The 14,862-nt window shown below is 64.0% G+C and carries 14 protein-coding genes; 11 read left to right on the top strand and 3 right to left on the bottom strand.

Translation table 11 applies throughout. The annotated features are described in order from the left end of the window. Window positions 1-59: 59 nt before the first annotated feature. The gene (locus DT068_RS03535) at window positions 60-2,456 is read right to left on the bottom strand and encodes a thiamine pyrophosphate-binding protein (RefSeq protein WP_119388409.1); all 2,397 of its coding nucleotides are present in this window, start codon (window positions 2,454-2,456) and stop codon (window positions 60-62) included. A 131-nt stretch (window positions 2,457-2,587) separates the two neighbouring features. Between DT068_RS03535 and DT068_RS03530 the strand changes: the two genes are divergently transcribed. The 7 genes from DT068_RS03530 (at window position 2,588) to DT068_RS03500 (ending at window position 7,950) form a co-directional block, all read left to right on the top strand. Next, on the top strand, window positions 2,588-3,052 hold the full coding sequence (locus DT068_RS03530) for an Lrp/AsnC family transcriptional regulator (RefSeq protein WP_119388408.1): 465 nt from the start codon (window positions 2,588-2,590) through the stop codon (window positions 3,050-3,052). Window positions 3,053-3,176: 124 nt separating this feature from the next. Further along, on the top strand, window positions 3,177-4,910 hold the full coding sequence (araD, locus tag DT068_RS03525) for an L-arabinonate dehydratase (protein ID WP_119388407.1): 1,734 nt from the start codon (window positions 3,177-3,179) through the stop codon (window positions 4,908-4,910). Window positions 4,911-5,017: 107 nt separating this feature from the next. Beyond that, entirely contained in the window at window positions 5,018-5,707 is a 690-nt protein-coding gene (locus tag DT068_RS03520) for a L,D-transpeptidase (RefSeq protein WP_119388406.1), read from the top strand. Window positions 5,708-5,710: 3 nt separating this feature from the next. Further along, on the top strand, window positions 5,711-6,205 hold the full coding sequence (locus DT068_RS03515) for an OmpA family protein (RefSeq protein ID WP_119388405.1): 495 nt from the start codon (window positions 5,711-5,713) through the stop codon (window positions 6,203-6,205). 157 nt (window positions 6,206-6,362) lie between these two features. Beyond that, window positions 6,363-6,782, top strand: coding sequence for an ester cyclase (locus tag DT068_RS03510; protein ID WP_119388404.1), 420 nt, complete (start codon window positions 6,363-6,365; stop codon window positions 6,780-6,782). Between the two features lie 4 nt (window positions 6,783-6,786). Next, complete coding sequence (locus tag DT068_RS03505) at window positions 6,787-7,404, top strand: TetR/AcrR family transcriptional regulator (protein WP_119388403.1); 618 nt, start codon at window positions 6,787-6,789, stop codon at window positions 7,402-7,404. 51 nt (window positions 7,405-7,455) lie between these two features. Beyond that, a complete protein-coding gene (locus DT068_RS03500) occupies window positions 7,456-7,950 on the top strand; it encodes a c-type cytochrome (protein ID WP_119388402.1) in 495 nt (164 codons plus the stop codon). Window positions 7,951-7,961: 11 nt separating this feature from the next. On the opposite strand, the gene DT068_RS03495 is transcribed toward DT068_RS03500, so the two are convergent. Continuing rightward, window positions 7,962-8,828, bottom strand: a complete 867-nt coding sequence (locus tag DT068_RS03495; protein WP_119388401.1) for a LysR substrate-binding domain-containing protein — start codon at window positions 8,826-8,828, stop codon at window positions 7,962-7,964. Between the two features lie 101 nt (window positions 8,829-8,929). Here DT068_RS03495 and DT068_RS03490 point away from each other — a divergent pair, with 101 nt between their 5' ends. Genes DT068_RS03490 through DT068_RS03475 form a run of 4 tightly spaced genes read left to right on the top strand, consistent with a single transcriptional unit; the run spans window position 8,930 to window position 14,369 of the window. Continuing rightward, complete coding sequence (locus tag DT068_RS03490) at window positions 8,930-9,892, top strand: extracellular solute-binding protein (protein ID WP_119388400.1); 963 nt, start codon at window positions 8,930-8,932, stop codon at window positions 9,890-9,892. A gap of 18 nt (window positions 9,893-9,910) precedes the next feature. After that, window positions 9,911-10,978 (top strand): ABC transporter ATP-binding protein, encoded by a 1,068-nt coding sequence (locus DT068_RS03485; protein WP_119388399.1) that lies wholly within the window; start codon window positions 9,911-9,913, stop codon window positions 10,976-10,978. Next, window positions 10,978-13,104 (top strand): ABC transporter permease, encoded by a 2,127-nt coding sequence (locus tag DT068_RS03480; protein ID WP_119388398.1) that lies wholly within the window; start codon window positions 10,978-10,980, stop codon window positions 13,102-13,104. The genes DT068_RS03485 and DT068_RS03480 overlap by 1 nt, the downstream gene beginning before the upstream one ends. Next, window positions 13,101-14,369 carry an aminotransferase class III-fold pyridoxal phosphate-dependent enzyme gene (locus tag DT068_RS03475; protein ID WP_119388397.1) on the top strand — a complete coding sequence of 423 codons (1,269 nt, stop codon included), beginning with the start codon at window positions 13,101-13,103 and terminating at the stop codon, window positions 14,367-14,369. The genes DT068_RS03480 and DT068_RS03475 overlap by 4 nt, the downstream gene beginning before the upstream one ends. On the opposite strand, the gene DT068_RS03470 is transcribed toward DT068_RS03475, so the two are convergent. After that, the gene (locus DT068_RS03470; RefSeq protein WP_119388396.1) at window positions 14,341-14,730 is read right to left on the bottom strand and encodes a c-type cytochrome; all 390 of its coding nucleotides are present in this window, start codon (window positions 14,728-14,730) and stop codon (window positions 14,341-14,343) included. The two genes, DT068_RS03475 and DT068_RS03470, sit on opposite strands and share 29 nt — an antisense overlap. Window positions 14,731-14,862 lie beyond the last annotated feature (132 nt).

The following is a 14,862-nucleotide window of genomic DNA, read 5'->3' as shown; positions in this document are numbered from 1 at the left end:
GAAGAATCGGTGAAGCTCACCGTAGCTGAGCTAACCATCTCATTATAAATGGATTTCTCTCAGCTCATGAGCTTGAGCTGGCGGATCGGCCGGCCGGGCGTGATGGCCTGGGCGGCCTGCACGATGCCATTCGCATCGATGCCATAGTGACGATAGAGGTCGGCGATCGTGCCGGTCTGGCCGAAATGCTCGACACCCAGCGAGCGGGTGCGATGGCCATGGACCGAGCCCAGCCAGGCCAGCGTCGCCGGATGGCCGTCGATGACCGTGACCAGCGCGCAATGCGACGGCACCTCGGCGAGCAGGCGCTCGATATGGCTCTTGGCATGGACGAGACCATGCTCGCGGGCGCGCTGCGCCGCGGTCCAACCGGCATTGAGCCGGTCGGCCGAAGTGACGGCGAGCAAGCCGACATCGCGCCGATCCTCCGCCATCAGCCCCACGGCCTCGATCGCTTCCGGCGCGAGGCAACCCGTATAGGCGACGATGACTTGCGCATTGGGGCCGGGCTTTCGCATCCAGTAGCCGCCATTGACGATCGCCTCGGCGAGATCCGGCGTCATGGCGCGCGTCGGCTGCTCGACCGGGCGGGTCGAGAGGCGCAGATAGACCGAGCCGCCCACCGCATCGCGCAGCCATGTCGCCTGGTCGACCTCGGCCTCGCCCGAGCGCTGGATGTAGTCGAAGGCAAAGCGCAAGATGACGGCGAGCTCATCGACAAAGGCCGGCTCGAAACTGGCAAGCCCGTCCTGCGCCATGCCGATCAAGGGTGTGGCGATCGACTGATGGGCGCCGCCTTCCGGCGCCAGGGTCACGCCGGACGGGGTCGCGGCGAGGATGAAACGTGCATCCTGATAGCAGGCATAGTTCAAGGCATCGAGGCCGCGCTCGATGAAGGGATCATAGAGCGTGCCGATCGGGATCAATCTTTCGCCGAAGAGCGAATGCGAGAGGCCGAGCGCGGAGAGCATGATGAAGAGATTCATTTCGGCGATGCCGAGCTCGAAATGCTGGCCCTCGGGCGAGAATTCCCAGGCGAAGGTCGAGGCGATGCGCTCCTTCTTGAAGGTGTCGGCCATTTCGGTCTTGGCGAAGAGGCCACGGCGATTGACCCAGGCGCCGAGATTGGTCGACACCGTCACATCGGGAGAGGTGGTGACGATGCGGCGGGCGAGGGCGCTGTCGCTCTTGCCGATCTCGTTCATCAGAAGGCCGAAGCCCGCTTGCGTCGATTGCGTGGATGGCTGCGTTGCCGTGATTTCCGCCGGCACGTCGAGCCGAGATGCCGTGAAGCGGCGCCGGCCCATCGCATTGAACGGCGCGGCTTTGATGAAATCCGCAAGAACGGGAACCGGCGTCTTCAATCCCTCGAAAAGATCCCATTCATGGCCCGGCCGCAGCTTGAGCGATGAACGGAATTCCTCCGTCTGCGCCGTCGTCATCAGGCCGGCGTGATTGTCCTTGTGGCCGGCGAGCGGCAGGCCGAAGCCCTTGATCGTATAGGCGATGAAGCAGACCGGCCGGTCATGCTTCTGTGCCGCCTCGAAGGCCTCGAGCAGCGAAGGCAGGTCATGGCCGCCGAGATTGGACATGAGCCGCGCCAGCTCGCCATCGGAGCGGCGCTCGATCAGCTTCGACACATCGCCCTGATCGCCAATGTCGTCCATGAGGCGCTTGCGCCAGGCGGCACCTCCCTGGAAGGTCAGCGCCGAATAGAGCTGGTTGGGACAATTGTCGATCCATTGCCGCAAGGCTTCGCCACCCGGCTCGGCAAAGGCTTCTTCCTGAAGCCTGCCATGCTTGAGGATGACGACATCCCAGCCGAAATTGCGGAAGATGGATTCGAAACGCTGCCACAGGCCTTCGCGCACCACCGCATCGAGACTCTGCCGGTTGTAGTCGACCACCCACCAGGTGTTGCGCAGGCCGTGCTTCCAGCCTTCGAGCAGCGCCTCGAAGATGTTGCCCTCATCCATCTCGGCATCGCCAATGAGCGCCACCATGCGGCCCTCGGGCCGGTCCGTGCCCCAGCCCTTGGCGCGCACATAATCCTGCACCAGGGACGAGAACAGCGTCTGCGCGACGCCCAGCCCCACCGAGCCGGTGGAGAAATCGACATCGTCGGTGTCCTTGGTGCGCGAGGGATAGGATTGGGCGCCATGAAACCCGCGGAAATCTTCGAGCTTGTCGCGCGACTGATTGCCGAACAGATACTGGATGGCGTGGAAGATGGGGCTCGCATGCGGCTTCACCGCCACCCGGTCCTCAGGCTTCAGGATGGCGAAATAGAGCGCCGTCATGATGGTGGCGAGCGAAGCGGAGGACGCCTGATGGCCGCCGACCTTCAGCCCGTCGGTCTTGGGCCTGATATTATTGGCATTGTGGATCATCCAGGTGGCAAGCCACAGGACCTTGCTTTCGAGATCGGAAAGAATGGGAATTCGCGGGTCGGCCATGGTCTGCTCTGCTCCTGAGAGCCCGAAACCTAGCAAATCCAGCCTGGCTGTTTTTGCCAATTCTCGCTTATCATACGCCTCGAATTGGCGTTATTCTGTTGTCTATTGAGAGAAAATGGTGAAAATCACCAATGCCGAAACTGGACGAGATCGACCTCAGAATCCTGCGCGCGCTGCAGGCCGATGGCCGCCTGGCCATCCAGGAGCTTGCCGAAAAAGTGGGGCTTTCGGCCTCACCTTGCGCCAGACGGGTGCGCAACCTGGAAAAAGCGGGCATCATCAAGGGCTATGCCGCCGTCATCGATCCATCCAAGGTCGGCCTGCCGATCAGCGTCTTCGCCTCGATCAAGCTTGAGCGTCAGCGCGAGGAGGAACTCGACCGTTTCGCCCAGGCGATCCGGCGCTGGCCGGAAGTGGTCGACTGTTTCCTCATGACCGGACAGCGCGACTATCTGATGCGCATCGTGGTGAGCGACCTCGAAGCCTATGAGCGGTTCCTGAAGGAGAAGCTCACGCGGCTCGACGGCGTCGCCTCGATCGAATCGAGCTTCGCGCTCGGCGAGGTGAAGCGCTCGCATGCGCTGCCGGTGAAATGAAATGACGCCGGAGCGTGATGATTTTCACCTTGAGTCGTCATCACGCTCCAGCTTTTTTGCGCATGATCTTTTCGGAAAACCGGTATCCACTTTTCCGTATCATGCTTTAAGGGGATAGATAAATATGGCAAAGCGTAAGACGCTGGCGGAGCTGCGCAGCCGCCGCTGGTTCGGCGTCGATGATCTCCGCGCCTTCGGCCATCGCTCGCGCGCCAATCAGATGGGCTATGACAAGGTCGACTGGGACCGGCCGATCATCGGCATCATCAACACCTGGTCCGACATCAATCCGTGCCATGCGCATTTCCCCGACCGGGTGCAATGGGTCAAACGCGGCATATTGCAGGTGGGCGGCATGCCGATCGAATTGCCGGCGCTCAGCCTGAGCGAACCCTTCGTCAAGCCGACGACCATGCTCTACCGCAACCTGCTGGCGCTCGAATGCGAGGAACTGATCCGCAGCCATCCGATCGACGGCGTGGTGCTGATGGGGGGCTGCGACAAGACCACGCCGGCCCTCATCATGGGCGCCACTTCCGCCGGCCTGCCCGCCATCTATGTGCCGGCGGGGCCCATGCTGCGCGGCAATTGGCGGGGCGGGCTGCTCGGGTCAGGCTCCGATGTGTGGAAATACTGGGACGAAAGGCGCGCCGGGCAGATCAGCGATGACGACTGGCGCGACATGGAAGGCGGGATCGCGCGCTCCTACGGCCATTGCATGACCATGGGTACGGCGAGCACGATGACCGCCTTTGCCGAAGCGCTCGGCATGACCTTGCCGGGCGCCAGCTCCATCCCCGCTGCCGATTCGGCGCATCAACGCATGGCGGCGGCTTCCGGACGGCGCGCGGTCGAGATGGTGTGGGAGGATCTGACACCCGACAGGATCCTCACCCGCGAGGCCTTCGATCACGCCACCATGGTGCAAATGGCGATCGGCGGATCGACCAACGCCATCATTCATGCCATCGCCATGGCGGGACGCGCCGGCATTTCCTATGGGCTCGATGAGTTCGACGCCATGTCGCGCCGCATTCCGGTGATCGCCAATATCAGGCCGTCGGGCACGACCTATCTCATGGAGGACTTCTTCTATGCGGGCGGGCTCAAGGCGGTGCTGAAAAGGCTCATCCCGCATTTCCATGAAAATGCGATCACCGTCACGGGCAAGTCGATCATCGAGACGGCGCGCGATGCCGGCATATATAATGAGGACGTCATCCGGCCGCTCGACCAGCCCATCTACAAGGAAGGCGCCACCGCGGTGCTGCGCGGCAACCTGGCGCCCCATGGCTGCGTCATGAAGCCGTCGGCCGCGGATCAGCGCTTCCTGAAGCACCAGGGACCGGCAATCGTCTTCGACTCCTATGCCGAGATGAAAGCGCAGGTGGAGCGCGACGATCTCGATGTCACGCCCGATCATGTGATGGTGCTGCGCAATGCCGGGCCCCTGGGCGGGCCCGGCATGCCGGAATGGGGCATGCTGCCCATCCCGAAGAAGCTGGTCAAAGCCGGCCTGCGCGACATGCTGCGCATATCCGATGCCCGCATGTCGGGCACGAGCTATGGCGCCTGCGTGCTGCATGTCTCGCCCGAAGCCTATGTCGGCGGCCCGCTGGCGCTGGTCCAGAACAGCGACATCATCGAAGTCGACGTGGCGCGGCGCAGCATCGAGCTCAAGGTGCCGGAAGACACGCTGCAGGCCAGGCGGGCGCAATGGCGGGCGCCGCCACCCCGCTATGAGCGCGGCTTCGGCTGGCTGGCCGCCCGCCACATGACGCAAGCGCATAGAGGCTGCGATTTCGACTTCCTCGAAACCACTTTCGGCGCCGCCGTCGCGGAACCGGCGATCTATTGACGGCGCCCCGGTCCCGGTCCACCTGAACTGACGTAACGTATTGGCAAGATTTGCGGTTCATGTAGAGTGGCCCGAGGATTCGAGAGGGGTCTCGAGAGGTTCTAGCCATGTCTTTGACCCGAAGGGATTTTATCGGTGGGCTCGCGGCGATCGGCACGGCCGGGCTGGCCGGCGAGGCGCATGCCTATTCCAAGACCTTCAGCGGCTCGGCGATGAAATATTTCGCCGGCACCCAGGAGGATAACGGTCACACCTATCGCCGGACCAACTGGAAGAAGATCAAGGACAAGTGGCGCCGGCAGCTGGTCGCCTATCAGAGCACCGAGCCTCTGGGCAGCGTCGTCGTCGATGCGTCCAATCACTTCCTCTATGTCGTCTTCGAGAACCAGACGGCGCTGCGCTATGGGGTGGGGGTCGGGCGCGACGGCTTCCGCTGGTATGGCCGCGCCCGCATCGACCGCAAGGCACTGTGGCCACGCTGGGTGCCGCCGCCCGAGATGCGCAAGCGCCAGCCCGATCTTCCCGAATATGTCGATGGCGGGATCGACAATCCGCTGGGCCCCCGTGCCCTGTATCTCCATCGCAATGGCAAGGATCTCGGCTATCGCCTGCATGGCACGATGGAGCCCTGGTCGATCGGCTCCAATGTCTCATCGGGCTGCGTGCGCATGTTCCCCGAAGATGTCATCGACCTCTATCAGCGTTGCCCGATCGGCACCCGCGTCCTCGTGCTGCGGCATCTGGGCGCGCCGGTGATCGATGAAAGCGCCGAAGTCGACTCGCTGCCGTCGGATTGATCGATGATGAAACGCATTACCGCTGTCGCTCTGCTTCTGCTCGTTGCGGCCTGCACGAGCTCGGGCAACAAGAACCCCGGCCTCACGGAAGATACGAGCACGTCGACCGGCGCGATCAATGCCGTGCCGGGCAGCGAGCAAGACTTCATGGTGAATGTCGGACGCCGCACCTTCTTCACGCAAGGCTCGGCGGCGCTCGACGACACGGCGCGCGCCACCCTCGACAAGCAGGCGCAATGGCTGAACCAGTATCCCAACTGGAAGGTGAAGCTGCAGGGCTCGGCGGATGATCCGGGCTCCACGCAAGCCCAGACCGCGCTCTCGCAGAAGCGCGCCGATGCGGTGAAGAGCTATCTCGCTTCGATGGGTATCGGCCCTGAGCGCATGCTGGCCAAGGGCTATGGCCGCGAGAAGATCGGCGACGACTGCCCAGAGATCGAATGCAAGGCGCAGAACCGGCGGGTCGTTACCAATCTGCAGGACAATCCGGAATTCTGACGCCGCGCGATTTTCCTGACTTATCCGAGCAATATCAGCTGGTTGATCTCAATCGGACACGCGCCACGCGCGAGCTTCGTGTCCTTTTATGATATTTCAGTATTGACATAAGACATGAGTCTCATTAAGGCAGTCTCACCTTAAGTGAGGATTAGCCATGCTGACCCCCTTGGAAATGGACCAGAAAGTCGACGAGCATTTCAGCTTCGAAGCCCGCGACGACATAGACGGCGTCCTGGCGACTCTCGCGCCCGATGCCGAGCATGATGTCGTCGGCTGGCTCACAGGGCCGTCGCATGGCCGCGCCAATGCACGCGCATTCTACGAGCAGATGTTCGCCGATCTCGCGGAAAGCCGCGTCACATGCCGCAAGCGGCTCTACGGCAAAAGCTTCCTGGTCGATGAATCGCTCTGGCAAGGCCGCGCTCCCGGCCGGCCCTTCGGAATAGAAGGCCGTAACCGGCCGCTCGAATTCCGGCTCCTCCATATCATCGAGTTCACCAGCTCGGGCGACATCCAGCGCGAGAATGTGTGGGTCGATCTCGCCGCCATCATGCGCCAGCTGCCCCAGGAATGAAACGATGGATGGCGAAAGATCAGGCCGCGCCAACCAGCGGCGACGCACCCGCAAGGACCTGCTGCAAGCCGCGGCACGCCTCATGAGAAAAGGACGCAGTCCCGGTCTCGAAGAGATCGCCGATGAAGCCATGGTGTCGCGCGCGACGGCCTACCGCTATTTTCCCGGCGTCGAAGCGCTTCTGCTCGAAGCCTCCTTCGATATCGCCATTCCGGAAGCCGACGATCTTTTCCACGGCACGTCATCGGCGGATCCGGTCAAGCGCCTGCAGCAGGTCGACACCGCGCTGCATGACGTCGTCCTTTCCAATGAATCCTCGTTGCGGATGATGCTGGTGCATTCGCTGCAACGGGCCGTCAAAGGCGGCGGCGAGAGCGACATCCCTCCCCGCCAGAACCGCCGCACGCCGCTGATCGAGGCGGCGCTCAAGCCCTGCGAGAATGATTTCGATCCCGCCGCCTTCGACCTGCTGCAGAAGGCGCTGGCCCTCATCGTCGGTCCGGAAGCCATCGTCGTCTTCAAGGACGTGTTGCAAGCAAGCGACAGAGAAGCCCGCGCGGTCAAGCAGTGGGCGATCCGCGCGCTGGTCGACGCGGCCAGGGCATCCCGGCGCACAGGCTAGAGTCCATTTCCTTCCCAAAATTGTCCAACACTCCAACGGAGAACCTTCATCATGCGCAATGCGATTGCAATGATCCTCGGATTGACCGGCCTCGTCCTGACCGCAACGGTTCCCGCCGCGGCTGACGAGCCTGCGAAGCGCGGCGAGTATCTCGCCACGATCATGGATTGCGCCGGATGCCACACCACTGGCGTGTTCCTCGGCAAGCCCGATCCCGAGCGCTATCTGGCCGGCTCGGAAGTCGGATTCCAGATTCCAGGCCTTGGCATCTTCTATCCGCCCAATCTGACGCCCGATCACGAAACCGGGCTCGGCTCATGGAGCGCCGACGATATCGTCAAGGCGGTGCGCACCGGCGAGCGGCCCGATGGCCGCATTCTGGCACCCGCAATGCCCTACAAGCATTATGGGCGACTGACCGATGAAGACGCCTATGCGCTGGCGGCCTATCTCCAGAGCCTGAAGCCCATCCGTCACCAGGCGCCGGCGATCAGCGGCGATGCGGAGAAGCCGACGGCTCCCTATCTGACCGTCATCGTCCCGTAAGATCAGGCCGGTCAGGTTTCCACGCCGCCGGCGATTGCGAAGAACTCGCGGATGACACCGCGCTCGCGGTTGCGTGCCAGGGTGACGAGATATTCGCCGGCCGTCACACCGTCGTCGGCGATCGCCATGCCCCGGACGCGTGGATCCTGGCCGATCTCCTGGCTGAGAACGATGCCGATGCCGAGACCTGCCGCCACCGCTTCCTTCACCGCCTCGCGGCTGCCGAGGACGAGGCGCGTCGTGATCGCAACGCCGTGCCTTGCCATCACACGCTCGAAAATCTGTCGCGTCATCGATCCCACCTCGCGCAGGATGAAAGGCTGACCGGCGAGCTCGGCCACATTGACGCGATCCCTGCGCCACCAGGGATGCGACGGGTGCACGACGATCATCACCTGCTGGTCGACGAGCTTCTCGCACACGAAGTCGTCGCTGGGCTCGAGCAATGTGACGACCGCGACGTCGACATCATGCTGGGCGACGAGGTCGAGCAGGCTGGATGAATTGCCGAGCCTGACATTGAGCGTGACACCCGGATAGCTTGCCGAGAAGCGCTCGAAGATCGGCATAGCGACATAGGGAGCGCACAGGCCGATCGACAAATGGCCGAGGCGCAGGTCGCGCGTCTTGCTCATGCGCGCACCCAGATCCTCGAGCGCCAGCACCACTTCGCGCACCCGCGGCAGGAGATCATAGGCGCTCGCGGTGAGCTCGATGCCGGCGCCGGTGCGGGTGAACAGGCTGGCGCCGACGCTCTCCTCCAGCGACTTGATGTTCTGGGTGATCGCCGACTGGGTGACGCCCAAAGCCTGGGCGGCGCTCGAGAAGGTGCGGTGGGTGGCGACCGCGTTGAAGGCCCGCAACTGCGCGAAATTCATGTGATATCCGGCCCCTAGACCATAAGCAATGCTTCATATGAGTGTCACAGATTTAAGCAACACTAATATTACAGAACAACTCAGATTTCGGGAGAGTCAAAATGACGACAGCCAAGTCCCTTATCCGCTCAGCAACGGCCGCCCTCGCGCTCGCTCTGGGAGCCGGCGCGGCACTCGCCGGCGAGATCACCATCTATAATGCGTCGGACAATGTGAATACGGCGATCGTCGCGGCCTTCGAGAAGAAGCATCCCGACATCAAGGTGAAATTCGTTTCCGGCTCGACCGGGCCGATCACCGAACGCGCCATTGCCGAGAAGGGCAAGCCGCAAGCCGATATCGTCTATCTCGTCAACAATGTCGCCCTTGACCAGCTGAAGCAGGCGGGCGTGTTCGAGCCCTATGAGCCGAAGGATTCCAAGATCACCACGGATTTCCGCGATCCCGACGGCTTCTACAACAAGTATTTCGCGACCACGATGTGCATGGTGGTGAACAAGGACAGGCTGGCGCAGAAGGACCTGCCGATGCCCGCGACCTGGGAAGACCTGATCAAGCCTGCCTATGCCAAGGAGATCTCGCTGCCTTCGCCGCTGAAGTCGGGCACCGGCGGCGCCATCCTCACCACCTTCGTCGATGCGTTCGGCTGGCCCTTCGTCGAGAATCTCAACGAGAATGTCTATCAGTATTCCGACGGCGGCTCGGGCGGCGCCCAGCTCGCGGCGGCGGGCGAAGTGGCGATCGGCCTCACCTTCGACACAACCTGCTTCGAGACCAAATCATCGGGCAAGCCGGTCGACATCGTCTATGGCCGCATCACGCCCAATGTGTCGGAAGGCGGCGGCCTGGTGGCGGGCGGACCCAATCCCGCCGAAGCCAAGGTCTTCCTCGACTTCATGGCGAGCGATGACGCCGCCGCGGTGCTCGGCAAGGTGGTCGGCGCCACCGCGGTGCCGGGACATGGCCTTGTCGACCTCAAGCAAGTCACTCTATGGAAGATGCGCCGGCCGGTCGACATCAACGAGTTCCGCAAGGAATTTGCCAGCCGCATCCTCAAGCAATAGACGAGCGAGGCGCGGGCCATGCATGCTCCCCAGCCGCATCTCGCGATCCTGGGCGTCGCCAAGTCCTATGGCGGGCCCATGGTGGTGAATGACGTCTCGCTGCAGCTGACGCGCGGCGAATTCGTGACGCTGCTCGGCGACTCGGGATGCGGCAAGACCACGCTGTTGCGCATCGTGGCGGGTTTTGCGCGGCCGGATCGCGGCCGCGTGATGCTGGCGGGGAGCGATATGACGCAAGCCCCACCGGCGCGAAGACGCATGGGCTTCGTGTTCCAGTCCTACGCGCTCTTTCCCACCAAGACCGTGGCGCAGAATATCGGCTTCGCGCTCGCCATGGCGGGAAAACCGCGCGCCGCGACGGACCATCGGGTCGGGGAGCTGGCGCGGCTCTTCGAGATCGAGGCGCTGCTCACGCGTTATCCGCATGAGCTCTCGGGCGGCCAGCAGCAGCGCGTGGCCCTGGCGCGGGCGCTGGCGAGCGATCCGGAAGTCCTGCTCCTCGATGAACCGATGTCGGCGCTCGATGCCCGGATCCGCACCCGGCTCAGGGCGGAAATCCGCAGCCTGGTGGAGCGGCTTGGCATCACCACGCTCTATGTGACGCATGACCAGGAAGAAGCGCTGGCCCTGTCCGACCGGGTGGCGGTGATACGCCAGGGACGGATCGAGCAGGTCGGCACGCCGGCCGACATCTATCATCGCCCGGCCACGCGCTTCGTCGCGCAGTTCGTCGGCGCCTCCAACCTGATCAAGGGACGCGCCGATGCCCGCGGCATCGAAGATGCGGGCGAGATCTGGCCGATCCAGCCGACACCGGCGCTCAAATCCGGCGGATCGCTCACCGCCCTCTACCGGCCCGAGCATCTCGATGTCAGCGCCGACCCGCAGGACGGACTGGCCGGGCGGATCACTGCGCTCACCTTCCTCGGCTCCTTCGTCCGCCTCGACATCGCCTTGCCGTCGGGACGCCATGTCATCGCCGACCGGCCGTCGCTCGCCGGCCGCAATGGCTATGCCATCGGCATGCCCGTATCGGTGCGGCCCGATCCGCGCCATGCCGTGATCGTGCGTGACGAAGTGGCGTAATGGCGTTCCGGGATCTGCCGAAGATCATCGTCACGCTTGCGGTGCTGGCGGGGCTCACCCTCTTCATCGCTTATCCGATCGGCGCCATGCTGGTCGAAAGCTTCGTCATTCGCGGGTCACTCTCCCTGCCGCGCCTCAAGGCGGTCACCGAGGAAGCGCTGGCCGAACTCCCGCCCGATGAAAGCGCCAGGATCATGCGCCAATGGACGGATGCCGCAACATCGGCGGAGCGCGTCGATGCGACGGCCGCCGCCTTCACGCTCGCCGACCTTGCCGTCAGCTGGGACCGCAAGGCCGCCTATTCGGAGCAGGCCGAGGCCACCGCCCGCGCGCTTGCGGCACTGCCGGCGCCCGAGCGGGAGAAAGTGACCGCGGAAATCCCGATCGCGCATGTCATGCTGCACAAACGCATTCCCCTCGCCTTCAAGGTCAGGGACCGGATCGGGCAGGCGCGCTTCGATCAATTGCGCAGCGGCGCCGACGACCGCTACGGGCTCGACAATTTCCTCGCCGTGTTCCACGACCGCCATCTGATCGGGGCCAGCCTCAACAGCCTGACGCTTGCCGCCGCCACCACGCCCCTCACCGTCATGCTGGCTCTGCTCCTCGCTTATGCGATCAATTGCGGCGGGCTGCGGGCGCCGGCGGCGACGCGCGCGATCCTGCTCACACCGCTCGTCACCCCGCCCGTCCTCATCGCCACCGCCATCCTCATGCTGTTCGGACGCCGCGGCCTCGTCACCCACAATTTCCTCGACCAGACTCTCGGCCTGATCGATGCCGATCAAACCAATGCCTATGGCTTCATCGGCACCGTGCTGGCGCAGACCCTCTCCGCGCTGCCGGCGAGCCTCATCATCCTCGACAATGTGATGCGCCGGCAAAGCGGGCGGGTGGATGAGGCCGCCGCGATGCTGGGCGCCAGCCATGCCGCGATCTTCCTACATGTGACCTTGCCGCTCGCCTGGCCGGGAGTGAAGCGCGCCGTGGCACTCGTCTTCATCATAAGCCTCACGGATTTCGCCAATCCATCGCTCCTGTGGCAGGACGTCCCGGTTCTCGCCGAGGTCATCTACGACCAGATCACCGCCTATCAGAACACGCCGCTCGCCGCCGCGTTGTGCTGCTGGCTGCTCCTGCCGCCGCTGCTTCTCTATCTCGGCCTCGAGCGGATCGGCCGGCGCAAGGCCTATGCGACCGGCGAGGCCGGCAGCGCCAGCGAGCTTGCCATGCCACAAGCCTGGCGCCTGGCGCTCGGCACGCTGGCCGCCGCCACCTGTGGCTTCGTTCTCATCATCTATGGGACGATGGCGCTCGGCGCCGTCACCCGGGTGTGGGGTGCCGACTGGAGCTTCACGCTCGGCTATTTCACCTCCGCCGGCGTCGATGTCGGCCTTGCCGGCTCAGGCTATGGCAGTTCCGACCGTGGCCTCGACACGATCTGGAGCAGTCTCGCCATTGCCGGCACCGCCGCACCGATCGGCGGCCTCCTCGGCATCGTCATCGCCTTCGTGGTCGAGCGGCTGAAGCCGCCGGGCGCCAATCTCATCGTGTTCCTGGCACTCATCCCGGCGATCCTGCCCGGCATCATCTTCGGCATCGGCTATATCATCGCCTTCAACGTGCCCTTCGGCATCAAATCCCTGTCGCTCACCGGGACTTCCGCCATCCTCATCATCAATATCCTGTTCGCCAACCTGTTCGTCGGCGTGCTGGCGGCGCGCGCCGCCCTGCAGCGGCTCAATCCGGCGGTCGATGAAGCAGCGGAAAGCCTCGGCGCCGGCCTGACCCGCCGCTTCGTCCATGTCACCTTGCCGATGCTGCGCCCGGCCCTGCTGCTCGGAACGCTCTATGTCTTTGTCGACGGCCTCACCACGCTCTCCTCGGTGATCTTCCTGGTGTCGGGCGACCATAAGCTCGCCTCGGTCACCATCTTCAACCATGCGACATCGGGCGACTTCGGCTATGCCGGCGCCAAGAGCGTCATCCTGCTCGCCATCGCGCTCACTGCGATGGGACTGATCCGGCTGATCGACCAGCCGGCCGGCGCGCGCTGGACGCTCAGATGGCCGCGCGGCGCGTCGATCGCGGCTACCGGCCTCGCCAACGGAAAGACATTGCCATGAAGCACAGCCTCATCGCCCGCGACTCTGCCGCTTTCTTCCACCAGGAGGGTTCCTCGCCCTGTCCTTTCGCGCTCGTCGCGGCGCAAGGCGCATGGCTCGAGGATGTCGAGGGGCGCCGCTTCATCGATCTGCATGGCAATACCGCGCATCATCTGGGCTACGGGCATCCGACGCTCACCGCGGCCCTGAAGCGGCAGCTCGACGAGCTGCCTTTCGCGCCGCGCCGGTTCACCAATACGCCCGCCGTGCTGCTGGCGGAAAAGCTCCTCGCCAAATGGCCGGGCAACCGCGCCAAGGTCCTGTTCGCCACGGGCGGATCGGATGCGATCGAGATCGCACTCAAGCTTGCGCGCACCGCAACGGGCCGGCATGAGACGATCTCCTTCGAAGGCTCCTATCATGGCCATGGCTTCGGCGCCTTTGGACTATCGCGCGCCATGCCCGACAAGCGGCTCGGTCCTTTCCTGCCGGGCCGTCACCATATTCCAGGCTATTGGCAGGCGGGCGGCGCGCAAGCGACGCTGGCCGAGTTGCGCTCCGTGCTGGCCAAAAATCCCGACCGCATCGACGCCCTCATCGCCGAGCCGATCCGGTCGAACTGCCATGTGCCGCCCGACGATTTCTGGCGGCAAGTCAAGCTTCTCTGCGCCGAGCATGGCGTGCTCCTCATCTTCGATGAGATACCTTCCGGCCTCGGCAAGACCGGACGTTTCTTCGCCTTCGAGCATTTCGGCGTGGTTCCCGACGCGGTGGTGCTCGGCAAGGCGCTTGGCGGCGGCATCGTCCCCATCGCTGCCGTCATCGCCGATGCCCGCCTCGATGTCGCGCCCGATCTCGATCTCGGCCACTATACGCATGAGAAGAACCCGCTCACCACGCGCGCCGCCTTGACGACGATCGAGATCATCGAGAGCGAAGGGCTCACCGCGCGGGCCCAGGAACTTGGCGCCCATGTCATGTCCAGGATTGCGCGACTCGCCGCCGAGCATCCGTTCCTGGCTGGGGGGCGCGGCAAGGGCCTGCTGCTGGCGCTTGATTTCCGGCCGGACCATTGCGGCATGGCGGCGGGTGTTGACTTCATCGATGCGCTGGTCAGGGCATTCTGGCAGGAAGGACTCTCGACGACGGGAAAGGGTCCAGCCAGTGTCGGCTTCTCGCCGCCGCTGACGATATCGGATGACGAAATCACACAAGCCCTGGCGCGCATCGAGCGCGTCGCCAGGCAGCCCGAGCTGGTCAGTTCGCGCCAGCCGGCAATGATTTGAGATAAGCGATGATCGCTGTGCGCTGGTCGGCATTGGGCACGCCGATCATCATCGTGGTTCCGGCCACCGCCTTGCGCGGATTGGCGAGGAAATTGTCGAGCGATGCCTCGTCCCAGGTGATGCCCGATTCCTGCACAGCGCGGGAATAGCGCGCGCCCTCGACACTGCCGGCACGACGGCCGATGAGCCCGTCGAGATGCGGGCCGGCCCGGCTCTGTCCCGCTTCGATCGCATGGCATGTGGCGCAGCGCTGACGGAACAGGCGCTCGCCCTCTGTGGCCTCCTGCGCCTGCGCCGCCGTGGCGAAAGCACCGTAGAAGGCCAGCGTTAAAGCAAGCGCGGCAGCAGAAACATAACTCATCTCGTGATCTCCGGAAAAATATCCACCGCACGCGCGCGAGGGCACGCGCGTCTGAAGCGCCGTCCGATGCACAGGTAAGCGACATGGCGGTCTGCTCGCCCAAGAAAATTGTATCAAGCTGTGTCGGCCCCG

Source organism: Taklimakanibacter lacteus (assembly GCA_003576695.1).
In the GTDB taxonomy this organism is placed as follows: domain Bacteria; phylum Pseudomonadota; class Alphaproteobacteria; order Rhizobiales; family Aestuariivirgaceae; genus Taklimakanibacter; species Taklimakanibacter lacteus.
Note: the sequence above shows the minus strand (reverse complement) of the source record. Positions and strands in the feature narration are given on the sequence as shown.

Excerpts from the sequence above, each read along its gene's own strand:
- DT068_RS03535 (WP_119388409.1), bottom strand. The coding sequence starts at position 2,456 with ATGGCCGACCCGCGAATTCCCATTCTTTCCGATCTCGAAAGCAAGGTC.
- DT068_RS03530 (WP_119388408.1), top strand. The coding sequence starts at position 2,588 with ATGCCGAAACTGGACGAGATCGACCTCAGAATCCTGCGCGCGCTGCAG.
- araD (WP_119388407.1), top strand. The coding sequence starts at position 3,177 with ATGGCAAAGCGTAAGACGCTGGCGGAGCTGCGCAGCCGCCGCTGGTTC.
- DT068_RS03520 (WP_119388406.1), top strand. The coding sequence starts at position 5,018 with ATGTCTTTGACCCGAAGGGATTTTATCGGTGGGCTCGCGGCGATCGGC.
- DT068_RS03515 (WP_119388405.1), top strand. The coding sequence starts at position 5,711 with ATGATGAAACGCATTACCGCTGTCGCTCTGCTTCTGCTCGTTGCGGCC.
- DT068_RS03510 (WP_119388404.1), top strand. The coding sequence starts at position 6,363 with ATGCTGACCCCCTTGGAAATGGACCAGAAAGTCGACGAGCATTTCAGC.
- DT068_RS03505 (WP_119388403.1), top strand. The coding sequence starts at position 6,787 with ATGGATGGCGAAAGATCAGGCCGCGCCAACCAGCGGCGACGCACCCGC.
- DT068_RS03500 (WP_119388402.1), top strand. The coding sequence starts at position 7,456 with ATGCGCAATGCGATTGCAATGATCCTCGGATTGACCGGCCTCGTCCTG.
- DT068_RS03495 (WP_119388401.1), bottom strand. The coding sequence starts at position 8,828 with ATGAATTTCGCGCAGTTGCGGGCCTTCAACGCGGTCGCCACCCACCGC.
- DT068_RS03490 (WP_119388400.1), top strand. The coding sequence starts at position 8,930 with ATGACGACAGCCAAGTCCCTTATCCGCTCAGCAACGGCCGCCCTCGCG.
- DT068_RS03485 (WP_119388399.1), top strand. The coding sequence starts at position 9,911 with ATGCATGCTCCCCAGCCGCATCTCGCGATCCTGGGCGTCGCCAAGTCC.
- DT068_RS03480 (WP_119388398.1), top strand. The coding sequence starts at position 10,978 with ATGGCGTTCCGGGATCTGCCGAAGATCATCGTCACGCTTGCGGTGCTG.
- DT068_RS03475 (WP_119388397.1), top strand. The coding sequence starts at position 13,101 with ATGAAGCACAGCCTCATCGCCCGCGACTCTGCCGCTTTCTTCCACCAG.
- DT068_RS03470 (WP_119388396.1), bottom strand. The coding sequence starts at position 14,730 with ATGAGTTATGTTTCTGCTGCCGCGCTTGCTTTAACGCTGGCCTTCTAC.